This window comes from Rhizobium sp. RAF36 (assembly GCF_052114105.1).
Classification (GTDB): domain Bacteria; phylum Pseudomonadota; class Alphaproteobacteria; order Rhizobiales; family Rhizobiaceae; genus Rhizobium.
Map to the genome: position 1 here is coordinate 572,168 of NZ_JBFREC010000003.1, position 19,536 is coordinate 591,703.

The following is a 19,536-nucleotide window of genomic DNA, read 5'->3' on the forward strand; positions in this document are numbered from 1 at the left end:
GCCTGGGAACGCAGCAGTGTTTCGATCCCGGCGGGCGCCTCTATCATCTCTAGCTCAGACATTGGATAGCAATTGTCGATGAAGGGGTCATCCGCTGGGCAACCACCTTCGACAAAATCTCGATCCGCTGCAGATCGCGTTCGCTCATCGCTAGCAATCCATCTGCAATCTCCCAGACGTCATTCAGACCCGGGGAGTGTGACATTCCAACTTTGCAGAAACAGGACATTCCAACTTTGCGGCAGAGACGCCAACCGAAGCGCCACCACCTGTAACTAGCAGACGCAGACGGCTTGGTCAGCCGGCACTTGCCACGAGGACATCCAGGCAAAGCGACTTCGCATTCTGTCGCAAGGGCAGAAAGTCCGGGGTGATCATGAGCGCGTCGATCGCGCTTTGAAGGAACTCGTCTCCGAGCCTGTTGACGGCATCGATGGCTGCTGAACATTTATCAGGATAGCCAGCCAATGCAGTACAGAGTTCGGCTTTCCGACCACTTTCGCTGGCTGCTGCGATGTCGAAGATGTCGCGTGGCGTGATGCTGGCGCCGCGGTAGAAGATTTTCTTGCAAACGATTTCTTCGACCGTTTCCAGATTGATCTGCCGGCCGAGAATTTCCTTCTTGATTACGCCGGGCTCCGATTTCAGTCCTGCCACGATGAAGTCGATTTCGCCGATGCCAGTGAAAACCATTTTCTGGAAATGAGACCCATCGCCTTCATAGGCGGCCGGCGGCGTTTCGAAAATCAAATCGTTGGTCGTTGGATTGAAGAGCGGGAGGAGCTGCGGATCGTCCAGGAAAATATCGACGTCATGGCTTTCGCGATGGTTGATCTGCAGCATCATTGCAGTACCGCCGCCGAAGGACCAATCGGTCACCAACACATGGGGTCGATTGACGTCATCGATGAGCTTGTAGGCAATCGCAAAAAGCTCGTCCCAACGGGATGTCATGCGGCCAGAGCGTAAGTCTGCCCCGACCAGGAACCAAACTGCTTTGCCGCCATTGCAAGCACATCGGCCGAGATACCGTTTTCAGACGCGAATTGCATTTGCAGGGAGGGCGAAACGTCCCCAAAAAACGACGAGACGGGACCTGCTGCAGACTTGGCCTTGGTAAAATCCAAAATGCAGGCAACAAGCATCATTTCGTCAAGCGGCTTCGAATAAGGAGCGTTGACGGTTGCGAGAACCAGTTCTGCTGCATTCGTGATCATGTGACGCCACCATCTCCGGCCATCTCTTTCCGGGTTCCAATATACATGGTGCAAGATAGGTGGGCAGTCAAGCGTCAGCGCGGCCACATGGCGCCGGCTCTCGCTCAGTAAGCGCAATGCTAGTGCGTGCCAGCGCGAAAATTAAAGTCTCGCTCGAGGCGATATACAGCCTCCGATCCCGATCTCGGCCGCTGGTCCTAAAGCTATGACGGCGCTAACGGTCACCAGCCAGACGGATGCTGCCGTCACCACGCTTGCCTATGACCAGCAGGGGCGCCTGACGCATCAGCAGGTGCAGGCAGCAGGAGATCCGGCAGCCACCACGATTGATTCTGTATCTTCCCTCGATTTTACGGGCGCGAGCGCAGGCTTGCTGGGTATTTCCTCCAAGGCGGGCGTCGTCGCTAAAGAAGCCAAGCCGATTAGTTCATCGGTTGCCCAACATCTCCGGCAATTGGAAACGTACGGTGCCGAGGGATACAAACTTCTCGAGAATGGGCGGGTGAGATATCATGGAGTGATCGATGCAGCGAAAAAGCCAGTAACGATGATCAGACGGCGGATGGTTCGCGAATGAAATCCAAGCAACGGTTTAACGCGCACGTGGAATCTCCAAAGTGAAGCCATTGAAATTACTGGCATGTCGCACTTGGAAATAGAATGTACCCGGCTACACATCATGTGGCGTGAGAGTTGAAATGTCCGCCGGTTTGCAAAGTTAAAATGTCCGCAAGGCCACCATACGGCACACCGGCCAGCCCCGATCTGACCGGCTGATCCCGGTTGCAAGATCAGATCGGGGCGGGTGGTAAATACACCTCTTCGGCTTTAGCTTTGAGACGCCTCACTCAGCAGCCTGCTGCCGCGACAGTGCTTTCTTTCGCCGAGCAATCACCGCCGGATCGTTCACAAAATCCTTCCGCCGGCCCGGCCCGCGAGCACGTTTGACATAGCCATTCTTGTCGCTGTTGCTCTTCACCTTCGGCTTGTCCTGCTGCTCCTGGCGCTCCTTGATATAGGCAAGAACATCACCCAACCGCTTGTTCTCGGTGATCGCCGCATGCGTCACCCGCTGATCCTTGTCGAACACGGTGTAGGGCAGGGAATATCCCTTCCAACGCACCTCCAGCCGACCGTCCGCATAAGCATAGGTCTCGACATAGCGACCCACCAGACCGCGCGTCACCTCGGTCTCCTCCAGCATGATCCGCTGGCGCTCGAACGAAAACGTCAGCTGCGATCCGACATAACGCTGCTCGCGCTTGCACAGGATCTCCGTCAACCGATCCGGCGCCAGATTCAGTGGCCGGTGCAGGTTGTCCGGGCGGGCAGGGACGATTGCAAATCGCGCATTGTAGTCCTTCATGAAGCCCGGCAAGAACGCATTGCCAGCCTCCATGGTGTCGATGCCAGAAAGCCTGAGCTCCTTGACCAGCCGGTCCTGCAGCGTCCGGTTCATGCGCTCGACCCGACCCATGGCCTGGCTCGAATTTGCACAAAGAATCTCGATGTTTAGCTCGCAGAGCGCACGCCCGAACTGGGTCATGCCCTGGCCACCCCTGGCTTCCTTCTTCGCCACCCGAAACACCGAATGCTTGTCGGAATAAAAGGCGACGGGAGCACCATGCGCCTGCAGATAGAGCTTGAGCGCCTCAAAGTAAGTAAAGGCACTTTCCGAGCGTACAAAGCGCAATTGCATCAACCTGCCGGTCGCATCATCGACAAACACCAGTAGCGAGCAAGGCGGTCCGCGATCCTCGAACCAGCGATGCTCCGACCCGTCGATCTGCACCAGCTCGCCATAGGCTTCGCGCCGCAGCCGCGGCTGATGAAACGTCCGCCGCTGCTTGCGCGACAGCCAGAGGCCGGCATCCGCCATCCAGTTGCGCACCGTCTCGCGCGACACCCGCAAACCATCGCGTTCAGCCAGCTTCTCCGTCGCCAACGTCGGCCCGAAATCCGCATAGCGTTCGCGAACCAGCGTCATCGCATAATCGCGAACCCCGTCGCTGATCCGGTTGTTCGACGGTCGGCCGATCGCCTTGTGCCGGATCGAAGCCGCGCCGCCAGTCCGCATACGCTCCAGCAGCCGGCGCACCTGGCGCTCGCTCAGATCAAGCACATGCGCCGCTGACACCGTGGTCATCCGCTGGGCAACCACCTTCGACAAAATCTCGATCCGCTGCAGATCGCGTTCGCTCATCGCAATCAATCCCATCTGCAATCTCCCAGACGTCATTCAGACCCGGGGAGTGTGACATTCCAACTTTGCAGAAACAGGACATTCTAACTTTGCGGCTACACATCAAAATCGCATAATCAACATTATGGAACTCACTGCAGCAGGACCCGGCGGTGGCACGTCGGGAGATGACGGATGGCCATAACGTCATCTAGGATTGCAGCGATACCGGGCTGCCCCTGCGGCGGCATCCGATTGCCTTCCTCCGCGAGGATCTTTCGGCGCGCAACATCATCACCTGCGCCGATGCGGTGAGCGCTCGCGACGGGCGATGGGTCTATACGACCGGCCTTGTCCTTGTGCGCCAAAAGCCGGGATCCGCAAAAGGCTTCATGTTCATCACCATCGAGGACGAAACCGGCCCGCCAACCCTGTCGTCTGGCCGACGCTGTTCGAGAAGCGCTGGCAGGTCGGTCATCTCGTTGCCCATCAGCTTTTCGACCTGTCTGGCGATCTCGACCTCGCCGATCGCGACGAGGCCTTCAGATTGCCGGCCGGCCGCGGCGACGCGTTTGCCTGAGGGCCGGATCCGCGGGATACACCGAAGCCGGTCATCGCTCCGCGCGATATGTTCGTTCCGGAACTCATATCGACACACTGAAGATCAAGGCGCGGAATTTTCACTGATAGCGGTGCGGTTGCGTGAATTAAGGACCCCTGCTGTTTTTCACGATTGCTGAACGTCGAAGTCGATGGTTCTGTTTCTTCGACGACAACAGCAGCGCTGCCGGAACAGCCGATCAAAAGAATCATGGACGCAGTTCGATCGTCATTGTACGTATATATGACGTACAATGATCCATCTGCTAACTTGACGCGTACGTCGTTTAGACGTACATAATGACAATATTATCCTGACCAGGAGGCGATGATGGTTGCTTTCAAAGATATGACCGCAGAGATCGATGAGCCAAGCGACGCACGTATGGGCTTTCGTACGAAGGCGCGGATCAAGACAGCAATCCAACGTGCTGCTGCGCTGTCCGGTGTGGACGATTCGGCTTTTACCATCAACGCGGCTTATCAAGCGGCTATGACCACGATTGCCGCTCATGAACGGACCCTTTTGCAGCCGGCCGATCATGCTGCCTTTTTTGCGGCGCTGGACAATCCGCCAGAGCCGACAGATAGCCTTAAGGCAGCTTTCAAGCGCCATAGCGCGACTGTCGTCTCAAAATAATGCCGCAGAGTGAGGCACCAAAGCCGATCATCGAGCCGTTCGATCCTTCGAAGCACGATCGGGCGGCGTTTTCTTGCGGGATTGAGCAGGTCGATAACTTTTTCCAGAAGACGGCAAACAAGCTTCAAAAGAGCGACAATCTTCGTGTTTTCGTGATGACTCGAGACGGAGGCCTAGTGATGGGCTTCTACGCCATCAACAACCATGCCGTAGACTATACCGAGCTTCCGAAGAAGTTTGCCCGTGACCGCCCCGGACACGGCTCAATTCCGGCCGCCTACATCTCGATGATCGGTCGCGACCTGAAACTCGCGGGCAGCGGATACGGCGGCGATTTGCTGATCGACTGTCTCATGAGAATAGCGCGGATCTCCGATGAGATAGGGACGGCTATCGTCATGCTCGATGTCCTTGATTGCGGTGATGCAGCGCGAACCGAGAGGCGGGTGAAGCTTTACAAGCGATACGGCTTTCAGCCCTTGGCCACCAACGCGATGCGGATGTTCCTCGCCGTCGCAACGATCAAGAAGATGTTCGACTAACGCCCTGCCGCTCAGACGTCCTTCGACGATTTTCCCGTAAAGATTCAATGCCAGTTTATAATGTGAGGCAGGGCGCCCGAACCACCGCGTCGTAAACCGGAGCACCATGCCACGCTAGTGCTACCTGATTTCGTTGCGCTCATTCTCTACGCTGGCAAAAGCTGCTGTCGCCGTAGCGTCGGCTGACCGAAAAGCTGGTTTGCACCGCTATCGATTGCGTGTGAGTGCCTCTACTTCCTGAAGGTATTCCTCAGCCTGTCTGGCCAGATCGGCGAAGAAATCCTTGGCGACGGCGGAAGCTGAATAAACGGCCGGTTTGGTGCCTTGGTATTCCTGCTCCACCGTGAGGGCGGTGCCCCAGGCCGTCATCCCAGCCGGATAGGCGATCTCACGTTCGAACGTGAGGATCGTCTCGTCGCGCAGGTGATGAAGAATGCCGAAGGTCTCGATATCGTTCCAAAGCGTCGAACACCAACAAACGCATCCGACGCTTCATGCCTGGGGACACGGATCTTGCCAATGTCACCCAGCAACGGTTGAGCGACTTGGCGCCAAGCCTTTGCTGCCTATCTGCGAGAAAGTGGCTGATGCCCTACCCTCCAAGGCGGCCATCATGCGCTTGGGTTAGCTTCTCTAGAGAAACGCCTCATCGACCGGAATTTGCATCGCGGTGACAAGATGATTTGTTTGCCCTGCGAGCCCTATCACCGCCAGCAGTTCCGCATGCTGAGCTTCAGTCATGCCACGCGCCCTCGCTGCGGCCGTGTGCGAATGAACGCAATAGGAACAGCCATTTGCGGTGGAGACCGCAATGTAGATCATCTCGCGCGTCAGCGGATCGAGAACGCCTTCGACAGCCATGACGGCCTTGAGGCCTTCCCAGGTTCGCTTCAGCAAGGGCGGATCATTGGCTAGGCCACGCCAGAAGTTGTTGATGAAATCCGACTTTCGGGTCGCCCGGATATCGTCGAAAACGGCCTTCGCAGCCGGGATCACTTCGATTTCGGCATCGGTCAGGAGTTTCACGGTCGCCATTGTCGTTCCTTTCGCTCGTCAGTGGACGGCAGCGTACATGATCTTTGCCTCGGTGGAATCGCCTGGCGAAAATTCCTCGACGATCCGGCCCTGCCTGCAGACAAGGATGCGGTCCGACAGGTTCATGATCTCTGGCAGATAGGATGAAATCACCACGACCGCCAATCCGCGATCGGCGAGCTCATTGATGATCTGATGGATTTCAGCGATGGCGCCGACATCGACGCCGCGGGTCGGCTCGTCAAAGATCACCACCCGCGGCTCCTGAACGAGACCCTTGCCAATCACGACTTTCTGCTGGTTGCCGCCTGACAGTTCAACGACGCGCGCGTTGTCGTTGATCGCGCGGATGTTCAGCTTGCTCGTCCACTCGACGGCAAGCTTGTGCATCTCGCTCTTGCTGATGATGCTGCTCTTCTCGCGGTCGGCGGACAGAAGACCGCCGAAGATATTCTCGGCAATCGACATCGTTTCGAAAAAACCCTCGCTCTTTCGATCCTCGGTGACGTAGACGATGCCGTCCTTCACCGCCTCGCGGGGAACGTAATAGCGGACGGGCTTGTCATCGAGCTCGACAGAGCCGCCGCGCTTGAAGTCGCGCTTGTAGATGCCGGAGACGACCTTGAAGGTTTCGGTCCGGCCCGATCCGATAAGCCCGAAGACGCCGGTGATCTGTCCTTCGAAAATCGAGAACGAGTTGTTGCGCACAACATTGCTCATCGACAGGTCCTGAACCGAGAGCACCTTCTTGCCGGGCTTACGGATGGTGGATGAATCACGCTTGCGATAAAGCTCTCCGGTGAGCGTTCTGCCGACCATCGCCGCGATGATCTTTTCCCGGTCGAACTCCGACGTGTCTCCCGATGCGACGAGTTCACCATCACGAAGGATGGTGATGCGATCGGCGATCGCCAACGCTTCCTCGAGCGCATGGCTGATGAAGACGATCGACACTCCCCTCGCCTTCAACCGCCTCACGAGTGCAAAAAAGTGGCGCTTCTCTTCAGGGGTCAGCGTTGCAGTCGGCTCGTCGAAAATGATGATCTCGGCATTGTGGTGAACGGCGCGGGCAATCTCGACCATCTGCTTCTTGGCGGCACCCAGGGTTTCGACCATAGCCGTCGGATCGACAGGGAAGTTGAGTGACTGCAAAAACTGCTGAGCGGAGATGTAGATGCCGCGCAGGCGGTTCAGAAAGCCTTCCGTCCCCAGATAGAGATTTTGTGCCACCGTCATGGACGGTACGAGACTGGTCTCCTGGAAGACCATTGCGATGCCGGCGTCCAGCGCCTGGTACGGCGAGCCGTAGCTGACCTCCTTGCCATGGTGGGTCATGGTACCGGACGTCCGTTCGACGACACCGGCGATGATCTTCGTCAGCGTCGACTTGCCGGCGCCGTTTTCGCCCAGCAGCGCGTGGACTTCGCCCTTGCGCAAATCGAAGCTGACATTCTTGACCGCGGGAACGCCGCGATACTCCTTGGTGACGTTCTCCAGGTGGACGATGATCTCGTTTGCTGCCGCCATTCTATCTGACCTCCGCCACATCCATGGATACGAGCATGCCGGCGCCCTTGCAGGTGATGAATAGCCTGCCCTCGTGTTCGGCAACGCTGGTGGTGCCGTGCCTGATGCCATCGGCGCGGCTGTGCAGGCTTGATAGCGGTTGCAGCCGGGCATCAAGCTTGACGACCAGACCGTAGGAGCGGCTCGGTGACCAAGGCTTGTGGATTCCCATGGTCTTGATGCCGCCGCACTGCAGCGGCTCGAGAAAACTCGTTCCCGATGAGAGCGATGGCGCGATCCAGAATTCGGGCGGGACGCTTGCCATCATGTCTTCACGATACCGCTGCTCCTGAAGAACAAATTCGATCAGGCGGTTACGCGGAGCAAAGATCGAGAGCCACGCTCCCCCATCGGCGGTCTGAGAAAGCCGCGCTGGGTATCCGGGAAGATTGTCGACCACTGTCTCTATGGGGCCTGATGCCGAGATCCTGACGATCCGGTGATGCCAGGCTTCGCTGACGGCAACGCCATCGGAATTTGCCAGAAGCCCATAGGGGAATGCCAGGCCGCCGGCGACCTTGCGCGGCGCCCGGCTGCCGGGTTCGATCTTCCAGACGCTTCCTGAGCGCCCTTTTGACATGAGATCCCGTGCCCATTGATCCGGCGCGATGCGATCTGCACCATTTGCCAGCCACAATGCCCCATCGGGGGCGAAGGCAAGCGCGGTGATGCACCTGATCTCTTTAGGGAGCGGCAGCGCTTCGCGATCGAGAACGAGTGAGCCGGACACTAGAGCGATCGCCAGCGTCCCCGACGCCGACGCCGCCGTTGCGCAGATTTCCGCATCGAACTCCTGCAACACCTCTTGTTGCCCTGTGGACGAGATAGAAAGCAGTTTTCGTCCGGACGAGACGACGAGCCGGCCATCGTGCACGAGCGCATTGTCGACGTCAGGAAGTGTCGCGATCAGCGGCGCATCGTCGAGCGCCTGGTTCGGACGAAATGCACCGTCGAGCGGCGGGATGGTCACGGCCTTGCCGCGAAACAGATCGAGGATCGGATCGAAAATCATCGAGCGCTCCCCCAATAGGAGGACGGCCCGGTCCATGTCTGACTGGCGCTCGAGAGCTTGTAGCGGCCGACGCGGTTATTCAGGATGCCCCCGACGTAGAGATAGCCCTTGTGCTCGCGCATCGATGTGACCATCGGGTGTGAGACGCCGGAAAGATCGGCCATGGCATCGCGGATGGTTCCGGTCTCGTCGAATTTGACGATGCCGCCGGTGTTGATGTTCGGAAACAGCCAGTCGTCCTGAGGGAGGCGCCGGGTCATGCGCTTGCGCATGCCTGGGTGGCGAAGCGACAGGTCGAAGCTTGGTGTTCGCATGCCGAGCCAGGCCATCCAATAGGTGCCGTCCGAGGCGCGATTGATATTGTCGGGATAGCCGGGCATGTCGGCGATCACGCATTCGGCGGTCCCGGCCTTCGGCCCCTCCAGCCAGTAGCGGTGAACACGGCAGGCCCAGCTTTCGGCAAAGAAGATTGAGTTGCCGTCATGGGCGACGCAAACGCCGTTGGTGTAGCGATACCCATCCAGCAGGGTCTTGGTCTTGCCAGTCTTTGGATCGTAGACCAGCAAGCGGCCCGTCGCGCGGTTTTCGATCGAGTCCAGCGCCCAGTCATGCGCGTCGTATCGCTTCGTCGAGTCGGTGAAGTAGATCCGGCCGTCGGGCGCGATGTCGCAGTCGTTCGGGTCGCGCAGCCGCGCGTCGTCGACGACGGAAGTCCAGGACCTCGATGTCTCGGCCGTCAGCTTGGTCACCGTACGGTCCGGCGCGATCGAATAGAGACCCATCGCACCGACACAGCTGATCAGGTTGCGGCCCTTGTCGAAGGCGAGGCCCAGCGGGAAGCCGCCGACATGGGCAAAGACTTCCGAGCGCTGGTAATCAGGGGCGAAGAAGCGGACGATCTCGCCGTGACGCGTGCCGCAATAGAGATTGTCGTCATCATCAAGGATGACATCCTCGGGACCTTCGAGCTCGCCAAGGCCGATATATTGCGTCTGCGACAACCGGTCGTCCAGCGCATAGGGCGTGCCCGAACCGGGGACGGCGGATTGCGCTTCCCCCATGCGCAGGTAGACGGGAGCGACATAGACTTCGTTCAAGACCTTGTGACGGTTCTTCAGCCATCTGATATCGATCGTGACGGCGACTGCCAGCATCAGGCCGAGTACCATCTGGTTGGTGCCGGTTCCGTAACCCAGCCGGATAAGACCGTTGGTCATGACGAGGACGATGATTGCGCCCATCAGGCCCTTGATGACCGACCCTCTTCCGCCGCCAAGACTATTGCCGCCGACGACCGCCGCCGTAAGCGCCAGAATCTCGAGGTTGAGGCCCGTGCCGGGCCCTGCCCCGCTCAGCCGGCAGGCAATCAGGAAGCCTGCGATCGAGGAGCAAAGCCCAGAGAATACATAGGTCAGGAACACGGTCCGCTTGACCTTGATGCCGGCATTATGCGCCGAGCGGCGCGAGCCGCCGACGGCGAGAATATGCCAGCCTGGGCGCGACCGCGTCAGGGCAATATGCGTCAGGACGATGAAGACGATCGCCGTCAGGACGGACACAGATATGCCGAGCACCGTGCCATCGCCGACGAAATCCCAGACGTCGGACATGGCCGAGGACATCTGGATCTGGGCGGCGAAATTGACGACGAGGATGTCGTAGACCGCTCTGCCGATGATGAAGGTCACCAGCGTCGTCAGAAATGCCCGGAGCCTGAGAAAACCGACCAGATAGCCGTTGATCGCACCGAAAGCGACACCGGTCGCGATCGAGGCCAGCAGGGCGACCCAGACGGGCTGCTCGAAGATGAAGAAGGTGGAGACGGCCGCAAAGCAGGACAGCGCAAAAATCGAACCGACCGAAAGATCGATCCCGCCCCCCAGCATGACGACGGTCAGCCCGGTGACGACGATCGAGAACTCGCCGAGCTGACGGGTCGAATCCTGGAGCGAATTGATCTTGAAGAAACCCGGGATTGCCGAGCCAAATCCGGCGACGACGATCACCAGGGCAAGGAATGGTATTGCATTGTCGGTCCAGCGCTTGGTCAGGATCTCGCCGGCGAGGTGATCCGGGATCAAATTGTATCGCCACGCCTGCAAGCGTTCTCTGAATGTCATGTGTATGGACCGGATGAGATGGGGAAGACGTGCGAAGCCCCTCGGCCGAGGGGCTCCATTTGCAGACAGGTGCTTACTTCGCAGCCGTCTTCAGTGCCTTGAGGTCCCAGCAGCTGTCGGGCTTCAGGTCCGCCTTGGTCGTCGCCTTTTCCAGGGTGTAGATATAAGCCTTGGAGGTGCCGGCAGGCTGGCCGCTCTGCAACAGGAATTTGATGATGGCGTTGATGTCGCGCGACTGGTGATGAAGTTCGGTCATCACGACAGCGCCGTAGGTGCCGTTTTCCAGATTATCGCAGTCGGCAGCCTTTTCACCGCCGCCGGTGGTGACGAGGAACACCTTGTCCTGCAGCTTGGCATCGCGAATGGCCGCAGCTGCACCCGAGGCGTCGCCATCCCAGAAATCGATGATGCCGCAAATATCGGGGTGCTGTTGGAGCATCGTCGTGGTGACGTTGCGGGAGGTCGTCGCATCCCAGTTGGAATCGGGTTTCGCGACCACCTGGAAATCCGGGTTCTTCGCCAGAACCTTGGTGATGCCTGCATATTGGTAGAGGCTGGAGGCATTGACCTGGTCGCCCTGGACGAGGCCGATCTTCTTCGAGGAATTGGGCCCGCAGCCCTTGATCACCGCTTCGGCTTCCAGCTGGCCAAGGCGGTCCCAATCGCTGCCGACGAAAGCGTCAGCGGCGAAGTTTGCAGGATTGTCGATCAGGATGACGTATGTGCCGGCGGCTTGCGCCTTCTTGAGCAGACGCGCGTAGGAGTTCAGGTCCGGCGAATGGACGATGAGGACATCCGGCCGGGTGTCCGAGGAGATCGCCTCGGTGATCGCCTGAGCGCCGGCCTCGACGCTCCAGTTGGGGTCGCGGGTCTCGAACACGCCGCCGAAGGCCTCAACTTCGGTCTGGAGATAATGAGCCCAGCCCTGCGCGAGGTCGAAGCCCATGGCCATCGGAACGAGCATCACCCGCTTGCCTATGAGGGCCTGGGAATAAGCTGCCGGACCCGGATCTTCCTGCGCTGGAGCGGCGGTTACGAAAACCGACAGCGACAAAGTCGCTGCGGCAAAGAGTGCCTTCACGTATTTCATGGGGTCCCCCGATGAGTTGACGGATGAATTCGTTCGTCCCGCGCCACGTTCAGATGTCCCCCTGCTGGGCCGTCTGCTCGTCACGCGGATTGAGAAGCCCGTCGATTACGATGGCGACGAGCAGGATCGTGGATTTGATCAGGTTCTGGTAGATCAGCGGGATGTCGATGATGGTCATCGCGTTCAGCATGATGCCGATCAGCGCCGACCCGAACAGCACGTTGCGAACGCTCCCCTTTCCCCCCGAAAGGCCGATCCCGCCAATCACCGCGACCAGCACGATGTCATAGAGGAGCGTCGAGTTGACGACGCGCGTATTGATCGAGTGAAGGCTGGCGGCCGTCAGCAGGCCGGCAAGAAACGCGACGAGCGCGGAGAGGACGTAACGAAAGACCAGCATCGGCCGGACGGGCATGCCCGCGTTGCGGGCGGCGACCGGATTGTCCCCGGCATAATACACGTAGCGTCCCCATTTGGTGTAGCGAAGGAACAGGAAGATAACGAACGCGAGAGCGGCGAAAATGAAGACCTCGATCGGGATGTCGAGAAAGCGCAGGCCGCCGAACAGCTGCAGCCAGTTGTCGGGCGGAACCGGCACGGCATCCTGGGCGATCAGCTGCGAGCGCACGAAGCCGAAGACGAACGAACCGCTGGCAAGGGTGACGAAGATCGCCGGCACATCGGCATAAGCGACCAGAAAGCCGTTGAGCAGGCCGATACCGACGACCCCTGCGAGCACAAGGGCGAGCGCTTGCCAGCCGGAGCTTCCATCGTTGAGCAGCTGGAGATACCACGCGACGGACATCGCCATGACGGCGACGGCCGACAGATCGATGCCACGCCCGATGATGACGACGGCCATTCCAAGCGCCAGGATGCCGAGCACGGATACCGAGCGGATGATCGAGACGACGTTTTCGGCCGTGAAGAAACCAGGCAGAGTAGCCGACGCCACGATAAAGATGATGACGGCGATCGCGGCCACGATCGTCTCCTGGCTCAACGCCGTCAGATGCAGTCCGCTACGTTTCATTCCACGTCCCCAAATCACGCGAAGCCTGCCGGTGCGCGGGAAGATCGTCAAAGTTTGAAGCCCCCAAATACAGCCGGAGTTGGAGAAGGAATTTCGACGCAAAGAGGCTTTCGCGCGAAATCAAATTCTCGGCGCTCCTCCACGCCAATGCGCGGAGCGGTGCATGCTGTACGGTGCTATTCGACTTGTTCCCACGCAGTCTGTTGCTGCGTTGCGAGAACGTTAGGCCTCTGCCCGCCGCGATGTCAATATCATTTCATGATGCGATGAAGCGCAAAGGCTTGAAATGAGATCGACAAGAAACGGGGACGGCGCCGCAGAAAGGACAATCTGAAAAATTCCTTTCACATTTTGCCATTTTACTGTATTTCGCAGATTGAACTTCAGGGGGAAGCAGCCGTGACGGACGTCAGGACATTGCTGTTGGATCAAAAGCTGGTGCTGACGCCGTCGGAAGAACGGATCGTGCAGATTCTGCTGGCCGACTATCCGGCGTCCGGCCTTGGTACGGCCGGAAATCTCGCCAAAAAGGCAGGCGTCAGCGATGCGACTGTCGTTCGTCTTGCGGTCAAGCTTGGCTTTGAGGGTTTTCCCGATTTGCAGAAGCGGTTGCTGTCGGAAGTCGAGGCCCGTCTCCATTCTCCATTGCTGATGATGGAGGCAAAGAGGCACGATGGCGCGGTCCAGGGCATTGCAGAGGCCTATCTTCACGCTGTCTCCGAGACCATCGACAAGACGATCGGCGCGACGCCCAGCAATACCTATGATAAGGTCGCCAAGATCATCATGGCGGCCAAGGGACGCGTCGGCCTGGTCGGCGGCCGCTTCAGCCGCCACATCGCCGGAATGCTGTCCGGATATCTGTCGCAGTTTCGGCCGAACGTGCAGGATATCGGCACGCTTTCCGCACAGTCGTTCGACATTCTGGTCGACTATGGCAAGCGCGATGTGCTGATCGCCTTCGACTACAGGCGATATCAGAACGACGTCATCGCCTTTGCCTCGCAGGCCGCCGATCGCGGAACATCCGTCATCCTGTTTACCGATCAGTGGCTCTCGCCGATTGCCGAACATGCCGAAGTCACGATCATCTGTCCTCTGGACGTCCCTTCGCCCTACGACACGCTGGCACCGGCCGTGGCCCAGATCGAGGCGCTGGTAGCACAAATTCTCGCCTCGCTCGACGATGCGACGCGCAGGCGCGTTGAAAGCCTCGAAGCTGTGCGTGCCTACAATGCCGTCACGCTCGATGGCGCCGACAATGTCAGCTCCACCCAACCCGGCCCCAAGCGCACGAAAGGTACCACAAGCGATGCCTAGCCCACTTCTGAGGCGGGATGCCCCTTACGTCCCAGGCGAAACGGCGATCTTGCTCGTCGACATGCAGCGCATCTGGCTGGAACCGGGGCTCGATCCCGATCATCCGGAGCGTGGTCCCGATCACTATTTCTACCGCCAGACGGCATCGGTCACCATTCCGAACAACGAGCGCCTGCTTGCAGCGGCAAGAGCGAACGGCATCGAGGTGTTGCACACGATCATCCAGAGCTTGACGGATGATGGCCGTGACAGATCGCTCGATCACAAGCTGACGCCAATCCATATCCCGCCAAGCAGCCCTGAGGGCTTTCCTCCTGAAAATCTCGGCCCGAGGAATGACGAGATCCTCATCCCGAAGACGTCGTCCGGCGTCTTCAACTCGACCAACATCGACTACGTTCTCAAGAATCTCGGTATCCGCTACCTGATCATCTCTGGCATCATGACCGACCAATGCGTCGACATGGCCGTCAGAGACGCGGCAGATCGCGGTTACTACGTGACCTGCGTATCCGACGCCTGCGCCGCCGCGTCCCAGGAACGCCATGACATCGCCTTGAAGGCATTCGGTGGCTATTGCTGGGTCACCGACACCGATACGGTCGTCAACCGCCTGGCTGCGAGGTCGGCTGCATGACCGGCGCCGGGGCTCTGACCGGGATCGTCACGACCGACATTGCTGCGGTGACCCGGGGCCGCTTTGTCGCCAGCAGCGCGTTTGAAAAGATGCTTACGGGCGGCGTCGGCTGGCTGCAGGCGAACCTTTCGCTGACGCCGTTCAACGTCATTGCGCATCCCAATCCGTGGGGCTCTTCGGGCGATCTGCGATTGCTGCCGGACGCGACAGCCCGATTCCGCACCGCAAAGACCGGCGCGGACACGCCATTCGATATGGTGCCGGGCAACCTTGTGGAACTGGACGGCCAGCCCTGGGCATGCTGCACCAGAACCATCCTGGCCAATGCTCTCGATGACCTGAAGGCACAGACCGGACTGACGATCGTTGCCGCTTTCGAACACGAGTTCAAACTGCTGGACGCCGGCCTGCCACGCGAACATGTGATGTCCTTTGCCGGCTTGCGGCGCGTGGATGGCTTCGCCTCGCAGGTGATGGAGGCGCTCGACGAAGCCGGTCTCAAACCTGAAGTCATCATCTCGGAATATGGGGAAGACCAGTTCGAGGTGACGAATGCACCGTCAAACGGACTTGCAGCCGCCGACCGTGCCGTCGCTCTGCGAGAGATCATCCGCGAAATCGCCCGTAACCGCGGCTGGAAGGCGTCATTTGCCCCGAAGACATCGCCGTCATCGGTCGGAAACGGTGTCCATATTCATTTCAGTCTCGTCGGGGCCGATGGACAACCGGCCTCCTATGACGCTTCAGGGCCATCGGGACTGTCGGAAGCGGCTGGCGCCTTCTGCGCCGGCATCCTCAAGCATCTTCCAGCGATCACCGCATTAACGGCGTCGAGCGTCTCCTCCTACTATCGTCTGAAGCCGCACAACTGGAGCTCTTCCTACACTTGGCTCGGCGACAAGGACCGGGAAGCGACCCTCAGGATATGCCCGACGGTGACGATCGGCGGCAACGATCCGGCGAAAAGCTTCAACGTCGAATATCGTGCTGCCGACGCGACGGCAAATCCCTATCTGGCGCTGGCGGCCATTGTTCGCGCCGGTCTGGAAGGCCTGAAGGCGCGGCTGCCCTGTCCGCCCGTTCACTCCGGCGACCCCGACGAACTGATGGAAGCAGACCGCGCAGAGCTGGGTCTTCGACGGCTCCCGGAAACGCTTGAGGACGCCCTCAATGCACTGCAAGGCGATCAGGTCGTCACCTCATGGTTCCCGAAGATATTTCTGGACACTTTTGCGGGAATGAAGGCGTTCGAAATCAAGTCGCTTGAAGGCCTCGACGAGGGGGCGATCTGCGCCAGCTACAGGGCGGTCTATTGAACAGCCGCACATCAGATTTTCACGCGTGGCCAGATCCGGTCGAGGTGCTCAACGCCGAAGGCCAGTCCGAGATCGTGCTGATTTGCGAGCACGCCTCGAATTACATTCCGGAGGTGTTTGACGGCCTCGGGTTACCGCCCGAAGACCTGGTTCGCCATATCGCCTGGGATATCGGAGCAGAAGCCGTAAGCCGCGCGCTTTCATTGCATCTCGACGCCCCGTGTTTCATCGGCAAGTATTCGCGGCTTCTCATCGACCTCAACAGGCCGCCCGGAAGCCCGACAAGCATTCCCGAGCGATCCGAAGCAACCGATATTCCCGGCAATTTCCTGCTTGGGGCCGAAGACAGGCAACTCAGAACAGAAAGAATATTCACGCCGTTCCAGGCCGCAATTTCGCGGCATCTCGACCTGCGCCAGCAGCAAGGACGGCCAACGAAGATCATTGCGATCCATTCGTTCACCCCAGTGTTCCTGGGAGAGCAGCGTCCCTGGCACGCCGGCATCCTGTTTGGTAAGTCGTTCGGACTGGGACGGCAGATCATCGACCGCCTGACGGAGATCACCAAGTTGAGGATAGGAGCGAATGTCCCCTACGTGATCGAACGGATCAGCGACTACGCCATCCCTGTCCATGGCGAAGACCGGGGGCTGGATGCCGTGCTGGTCGAGATCCGCCAAGACCTGATCGGATCCGCCGATGGTCAATCGCGCTGGGCAACCTATCTCGCCGGGGCTTTGAGCTGAAACCGGCGTGTTGCCGACCCTTGGACAGCCGGGTCATGTGAGTGCCTGGCAGAGCGCTTACTTGAAATGTTCATCTTCGTTGCCGCGATGATTGATCGCATTTTGTGTCAGCAAGTGGTAGATGACAGCCGACGGGGCATGAGCTGTTGTGTATCATTCTCAAAACTGTGAAACGGTACTGGAGAACTTTTTGGGTTGGAAAACACCGAAGTTTGAATACGTGAACGGTTATAAGATCGTTGAAATTGATGGGCCTGCCTTCAAGGTCTATGACGGTGACCGTCAGCTTGGGGAGGATTTCCCCTATCCCGGCGAGGCTGCAGCTTACGCAACCTCTCTGCCAAAGCGGGATCAGCCACGCCGTTAGGCGATAAACCGCGAAACAGCATTGAGAAACGAATGTGACAACCTTACCCGATGCGGTGCAAGATTGACCAGCTTCCCCCTTTCGTCACCGCTTAAACTGCTTGGGTGGTCTGAGTTCTTCGCGAAACAGGTCCAGCCCGGCGAGGCGGACTTGATCCCCAGACGGATTGCTTCAGTTCACCGCGCACGTCTTGAGGCAATCGACGTCACTGGACCGGCCGGAATTGAACTTCCAGCCCACGCCAACACCGCTGAATATGCGGTGGGCGACTGGATTCTTGCCGATCCCCTGACCGGTATGCTTGTCCGCCGTCTCGATCGGAAGAGTGTCTTTCAACGATGCCCGGAAGGTGGACGTGGCCAGCAACTTGTTGCCGCCAACATCGACACGCTGTTCATCGTCACCTCCTGCAATGCGGATTTCAATCTCGCCCGGCTGGAACGCTACCTGATCATGGCGATCCAAGCCGGCAGTAGCCCGGTGATTGTACTGACAAAGGCCGACGTCACTGAAGACGCCGGCAGGTTCATGGCGGAAGCCGGGGCGCTACAACGGGATGTGCCTGTCGTCGCCCTGAACGGGCGCTCTGCCGATGCAGTGTCGCAGTTGAGACCTTGGTGCGGCGCAGGTCAGACCGTCGCGCTGGTGGGATCCTCCGGTGTCGGAAAATCGACGCTTGTGAACACAATGACGGGGTCGGAATCTGACGCGAAGCAAAAGACGGGCGCGATCCGGGAATATGATTCACAGGGCCGGCACACCACCACGGCTCGATCCCTGCACGCAATTTCAGGCGGCGGCTGGGTCATTGATACGCCAGGAATAAGAACACTTTACGTAAGCGATGTTGCCGACGGCATAGATACACTCTTTGCTGAAATCACCGAGCTGGCGCCGCTTTGCCGTTTTCGCGACTGCACCCATGCCCATGAACCCGGATGCGCCGTCCAGGCAGCTGTTGCAAGTGGCGCCCTGTCCGCCGATCGCTTGGAACGCTGGCGCAGCCTGCTTGCGGAAAACCGTGAGCGAACACCTGTCGTGAGCGGACCACGCGGCAACAAGATCGTTCGCAAGAAGAAATATTGAACGCCTGTGGCGGGCGGCAATCGCGGGCGTCGCGTAAGCGGCGTTGGCAGGACCCGGCCTCGATTCGTATTTCGGCGGCTGCAGGGCAAAAGTTTATCAGCGCATCTTTCCCACCGTCATGCCCCGCCGGCACGGCTTATTTCTCGGCAGGGCCACGCAAGATCGGCAGCAGCAGATAATCGTTCCGGTTGGGATCGAAGGCAACGATCTCCAGACCGCACGAAAATGCCTCCTGCAGACCACCGCGTAGCGAAAGGAGATCGGAATCGTCAAACGTGCTGTTAACGGCAGGTGGCACGCGAACTCGCGTGCATTGGTCCCATGGCCGTCCCGCGGCGCGACCCTGCATCGCTGAAATTCCTGGTATTGAAGTCGATGCAGCATTTCCGCGCCGCCTTCGAGCCACTCGCCGGCCAGGTCGTCGTCTGCTACAGCGGCGCTCTGGCCACGCCGCGCGCGGAGTTGCGGCCCTACGTCAATGTAAAGCGGCCGATCTGGCCGCTGGATCGCACCTGAAGCCTCATCGCTCTCGAAGCAATGTGAAGCCATAGCGCGACAATTGCTGCAGTTTCCTCTACGTTCCCGCCGGAGATGAAGCGGGCAGAGAGTTGAGATGGGCCGGTTTGAAGATACCGAAGCCGCAATAACCGAACGGCTCCGTGCGATGAAAGGAAATCCGGATGTGACGATCAACCTTTTCGAACTCGGGGTTCCCTTGAATGCAGCGGGGTTTACGCAGGATGAGATCACGGCGGTGCTCGAAGCCCTGGAGCAGGACCGTATCGTTGAGTTTGCACCTGGCAACAGGCTTCGGCTGATTAAGCCGCTGGCCTGACATCGTGCTGGTGCGTCCGAACCGGCGACAATCTTGCTCTGGCCCGCTTTCCTCTGCAATCGGTCATTTGGCGTATGTTCTCGCGCAAGCCCGTCGCACAAAGCCCTTTGCCTCCAGCCGCTGAAGCTGTGTTCCCGGTCCAATCGGATGGAGCATTGCTATCGGATGTCACGCGACAAATGCCGCTCTGAT

At 59.1% G+C, this 19,536-nt stretch carries 20 protein-coding genes and 1 pseudogene; 12 read left to right on the plus strand and 9 right to left on the minus strand.

From position 1 onward, the window contains the following. Window positions 1-297: 297 nt before the first annotated feature. Both AB4Z25_RS14320 and AB4Z25_RS14325 read right to left on the minus strand, forming a co-directional pair. Window positions 298-954 carry a nucleotidyl transferase AbiEii/AbiGii toxin family protein gene (locus AB4Z25_RS14320; RefSeq protein ID WP_112446099.1) on the minus strand — a complete coding sequence of 219 codons (657 nt, stop codon included), beginning with the start codon at window positions 952-954 and terminating at the stop codon, window positions 298-300. Next, complete coding sequence (locus tag AB4Z25_RS14325; protein WP_112386522.1) at window positions 951-1,217, minus strand: hypothetical protein; 267 nt, start codon at window positions 1,215-1,217, stop codon at window positions 951-953. The genes AB4Z25_RS14320 and AB4Z25_RS14325 overlap by 4 nt, the downstream gene beginning before the upstream one ends. A gap of 205 nt (window positions 1,218-1,422) precedes the next feature. On the opposite strand from AB4Z25_RS14325, the gene AB4Z25_RS14330 reads away from it, so the two are divergent. After that, window positions 1,423-1,794 carry a hypothetical protein gene (locus tag AB4Z25_RS14330; RefSeq protein WP_112386521.1) on the plus strand — a complete coding sequence of 124 codons (372 nt, stop codon included), beginning with the start codon at window positions 1,423-1,425 and terminating at the stop codon, window positions 1,792-1,794. 267 nt (window positions 1,795-2,061) lie between these two features. Here the strand turns inward: AB4Z25_RS14330 and AB4Z25_RS14335 are convergent, their stop codons facing one another. After that, window positions 2,062-3,435: an ISNCY family transposase gene (locus tag AB4Z25_RS14335; protein WP_442208278.1), complete on the minus strand. Its 1,374-nt coding sequence runs from the start codon at window positions 3,433-3,435 to the stop codon at window positions 2,062-2,064. A 122-nt stretch (window positions 3,436-3,557) separates the two neighbouring features. Between AB4Z25_RS14335 and dnaE2 the strand changes: the two are divergent. From dnaE2 to AB4Z25_RS14350, 3 genes and pseudogenes are all read left to right on the plus strand, one after another. Further along, window positions 3,558-4,086, plus strand: a pseudogene (gene dnaE2, locus AB4Z25_RS14340) (error-prone DNA polymerase); the annotation flags it as partial. A gap of 244 nt (window positions 4,087-4,330) precedes the next feature. Next, window positions 4,331-4,639 (plus strand): type II toxin-antitoxin system TacA family antitoxin, encoded by a 309-nt coding sequence (locus tag AB4Z25_RS14345; RefSeq protein WP_112386889.1) that lies wholly within the window; start codon window positions 4,331-4,333, stop codon window positions 4,637-4,639. After that, entirely contained in the window at window positions 4,639-5,181 is a 543-nt protein-coding gene (locus AB4Z25_RS14350; protein WP_442208279.1) for a GNAT family N-acetyltransferase, read from the plus strand. Before AB4Z25_RS14345 ends, AB4Z25_RS14350 begins: the two co-directional genes overlap by 1 nt. 633 nt (window positions 5,182-5,814) lie before the next feature. Here AB4Z25_RS14350 and AB4Z25_RS14355 read toward each other — a convergent pair. From AB4Z25_RS14355 to AB4Z25_RS14380, 6 genes are all read right to left on the minus strand, one after another. Beyond that, entirely contained in the window at window positions 5,815-6,216 is a 402-nt protein-coding gene (locus AB4Z25_RS14355) for a carboxymuconolactone decarboxylase family protein (RefSeq protein ID WP_442208280.1), read from the minus strand. 18 nt (window positions 6,217-6,234) lie between these two features. Continuing rightward, window positions 6,235-7,743 (minus strand): sugar ABC transporter ATP-binding protein, encoded by a 1,509-nt coding sequence (locus AB4Z25_RS14360; RefSeq protein ID WP_112446035.1) that lies wholly within the window; start codon window positions 7,741-7,743, stop codon window positions 6,235-6,237. Window position 7,744: 1 nt separating this feature from the next. After that, window positions 7,745-8,794, minus strand: a complete 1,050-nt coding sequence (locus AB4Z25_RS14365) for a hypothetical protein (protein ID WP_442208281.1) — start codon at window positions 8,792-8,794, stop codon at window positions 7,745-7,747. Next, window positions 8,791-10,914, minus strand: a complete 2,124-nt coding sequence (locus AB4Z25_RS14370; RefSeq protein WP_112517600.1) for an ABC transporter permease — start codon at window positions 10,912-10,914, stop codon at window positions 8,791-8,793. Before AB4Z25_RS14370 ends, AB4Z25_RS14365 begins: the two co-directional genes overlap by 4 nt. A 73-nt stretch (window positions 10,915-10,987) precedes the next feature. Continuing rightward, complete coding sequence (locus tag AB4Z25_RS14375; protein WP_442208282.1) at window positions 10,988-12,004, minus strand: sugar ABC transporter substrate-binding protein; 1,017 nt, start codon at window positions 12,002-12,004, stop codon at window positions 10,988-10,990. Window positions 12,005-12,053: 49 nt separating this feature from the next. Beyond that, window positions 12,054-13,037: an ABC transporter permease gene (locus AB4Z25_RS14380; RefSeq protein ID WP_112540879.1), complete on the minus strand. Its 984-nt coding sequence runs from the start codon at window positions 13,035-13,037 to the stop codon at window positions 12,054-12,056. Window positions 13,038-13,460: 423 nt separating this feature from the next. On the opposite strand from AB4Z25_RS14380, the gene AB4Z25_RS14385 reads away from it, so the two are divergent. From AB4Z25_RS14385 to AB4Z25_RS14420, 8 genes are all read left to right on the plus strand, one after another. After that, complete coding sequence (locus AB4Z25_RS14385; RefSeq protein ID WP_442208283.1) at window positions 13,461-14,357, plus strand: MurR/RpiR family transcriptional regulator; 897 nt, start codon at window positions 13,461-13,463, stop codon at window positions 14,355-14,357. Beyond that, the gene (locus tag AB4Z25_RS14390) at window positions 14,350-14,994 is read left to right on the plus strand and encodes an isochorismatase family cysteine hydrolase (RefSeq protein WP_442208284.1); all 645 of its coding nucleotides are present in this window, start codon (window positions 14,350-14,352) and stop codon (window positions 14,992-14,994) included. Before AB4Z25_RS14385 ends, AB4Z25_RS14390 begins: the two co-directional genes overlap by 8 nt. Continuing rightward, window positions 14,991-16,310 carry a glutamine synthetase family protein gene (locus tag AB4Z25_RS14395; protein ID WP_442208285.1) on the plus strand — a complete coding sequence of 440 codons (1,320 nt, stop codon included), beginning with the start codon at window positions 14,991-14,993 and terminating at the stop codon, window positions 16,308-16,310. Before AB4Z25_RS14390 ends, AB4Z25_RS14395 begins: the two co-directional genes overlap by 4 nt. Continuing rightward, window positions 16,307-17,056, plus strand: a complete 750-nt coding sequence (locus tag AB4Z25_RS14400; protein ID WP_442208286.1) for an N-formylglutamate amidohydrolase — start codon at window positions 16,307-16,309, stop codon at window positions 17,054-17,056. Before AB4Z25_RS14395 ends, AB4Z25_RS14400 begins: the two co-directional genes overlap by 4 nt. A gap of 190 nt (window positions 17,057-17,246) precedes the next feature. After that, on the plus strand, window positions 17,247-17,423 hold the full coding sequence (locus tag AB4Z25_RS14405; RefSeq protein WP_442208287.1) for a hypothetical protein: 177 nt from the start codon (window positions 17,247-17,249) through the stop codon (window positions 17,421-17,423). A gap of 63 nt (window positions 17,424-17,486) precedes the next feature. Next, window positions 17,487-18,509, plus strand: coding sequence for a ribosome small subunit-dependent GTPase A (rsgA, locus tag AB4Z25_RS14410; RefSeq protein ID WP_442208288.1), 1,023 nt, complete (start codon window positions 17,487-17,489; stop codon window positions 18,507-18,509). Window positions 18,510-18,830: 321 nt separating this feature from the next. Continuing rightward, window positions 18,831-19,025 carry an MlrC C-terminal domain-containing protein gene (locus tag AB4Z25_RS14415; protein ID WP_442208290.1) on the plus strand — a complete coding sequence of 65 codons (195 nt, stop codon included), beginning with the start codon at window positions 18,831-18,833 and terminating at the stop codon, window positions 19,023-19,025. Window positions 19,026-19,122: 97 nt separating this feature from the next. Further along, a complete protein-coding gene (locus tag AB4Z25_RS14420) occupies window positions 19,123-19,344 on the plus strand; it encodes a hypothetical protein (RefSeq protein WP_442208291.1) in 222 nt (73 codons plus the stop codon). The last annotated feature ends 192 nt before the right edge of the window (window positions 19,345-19,536 follow it).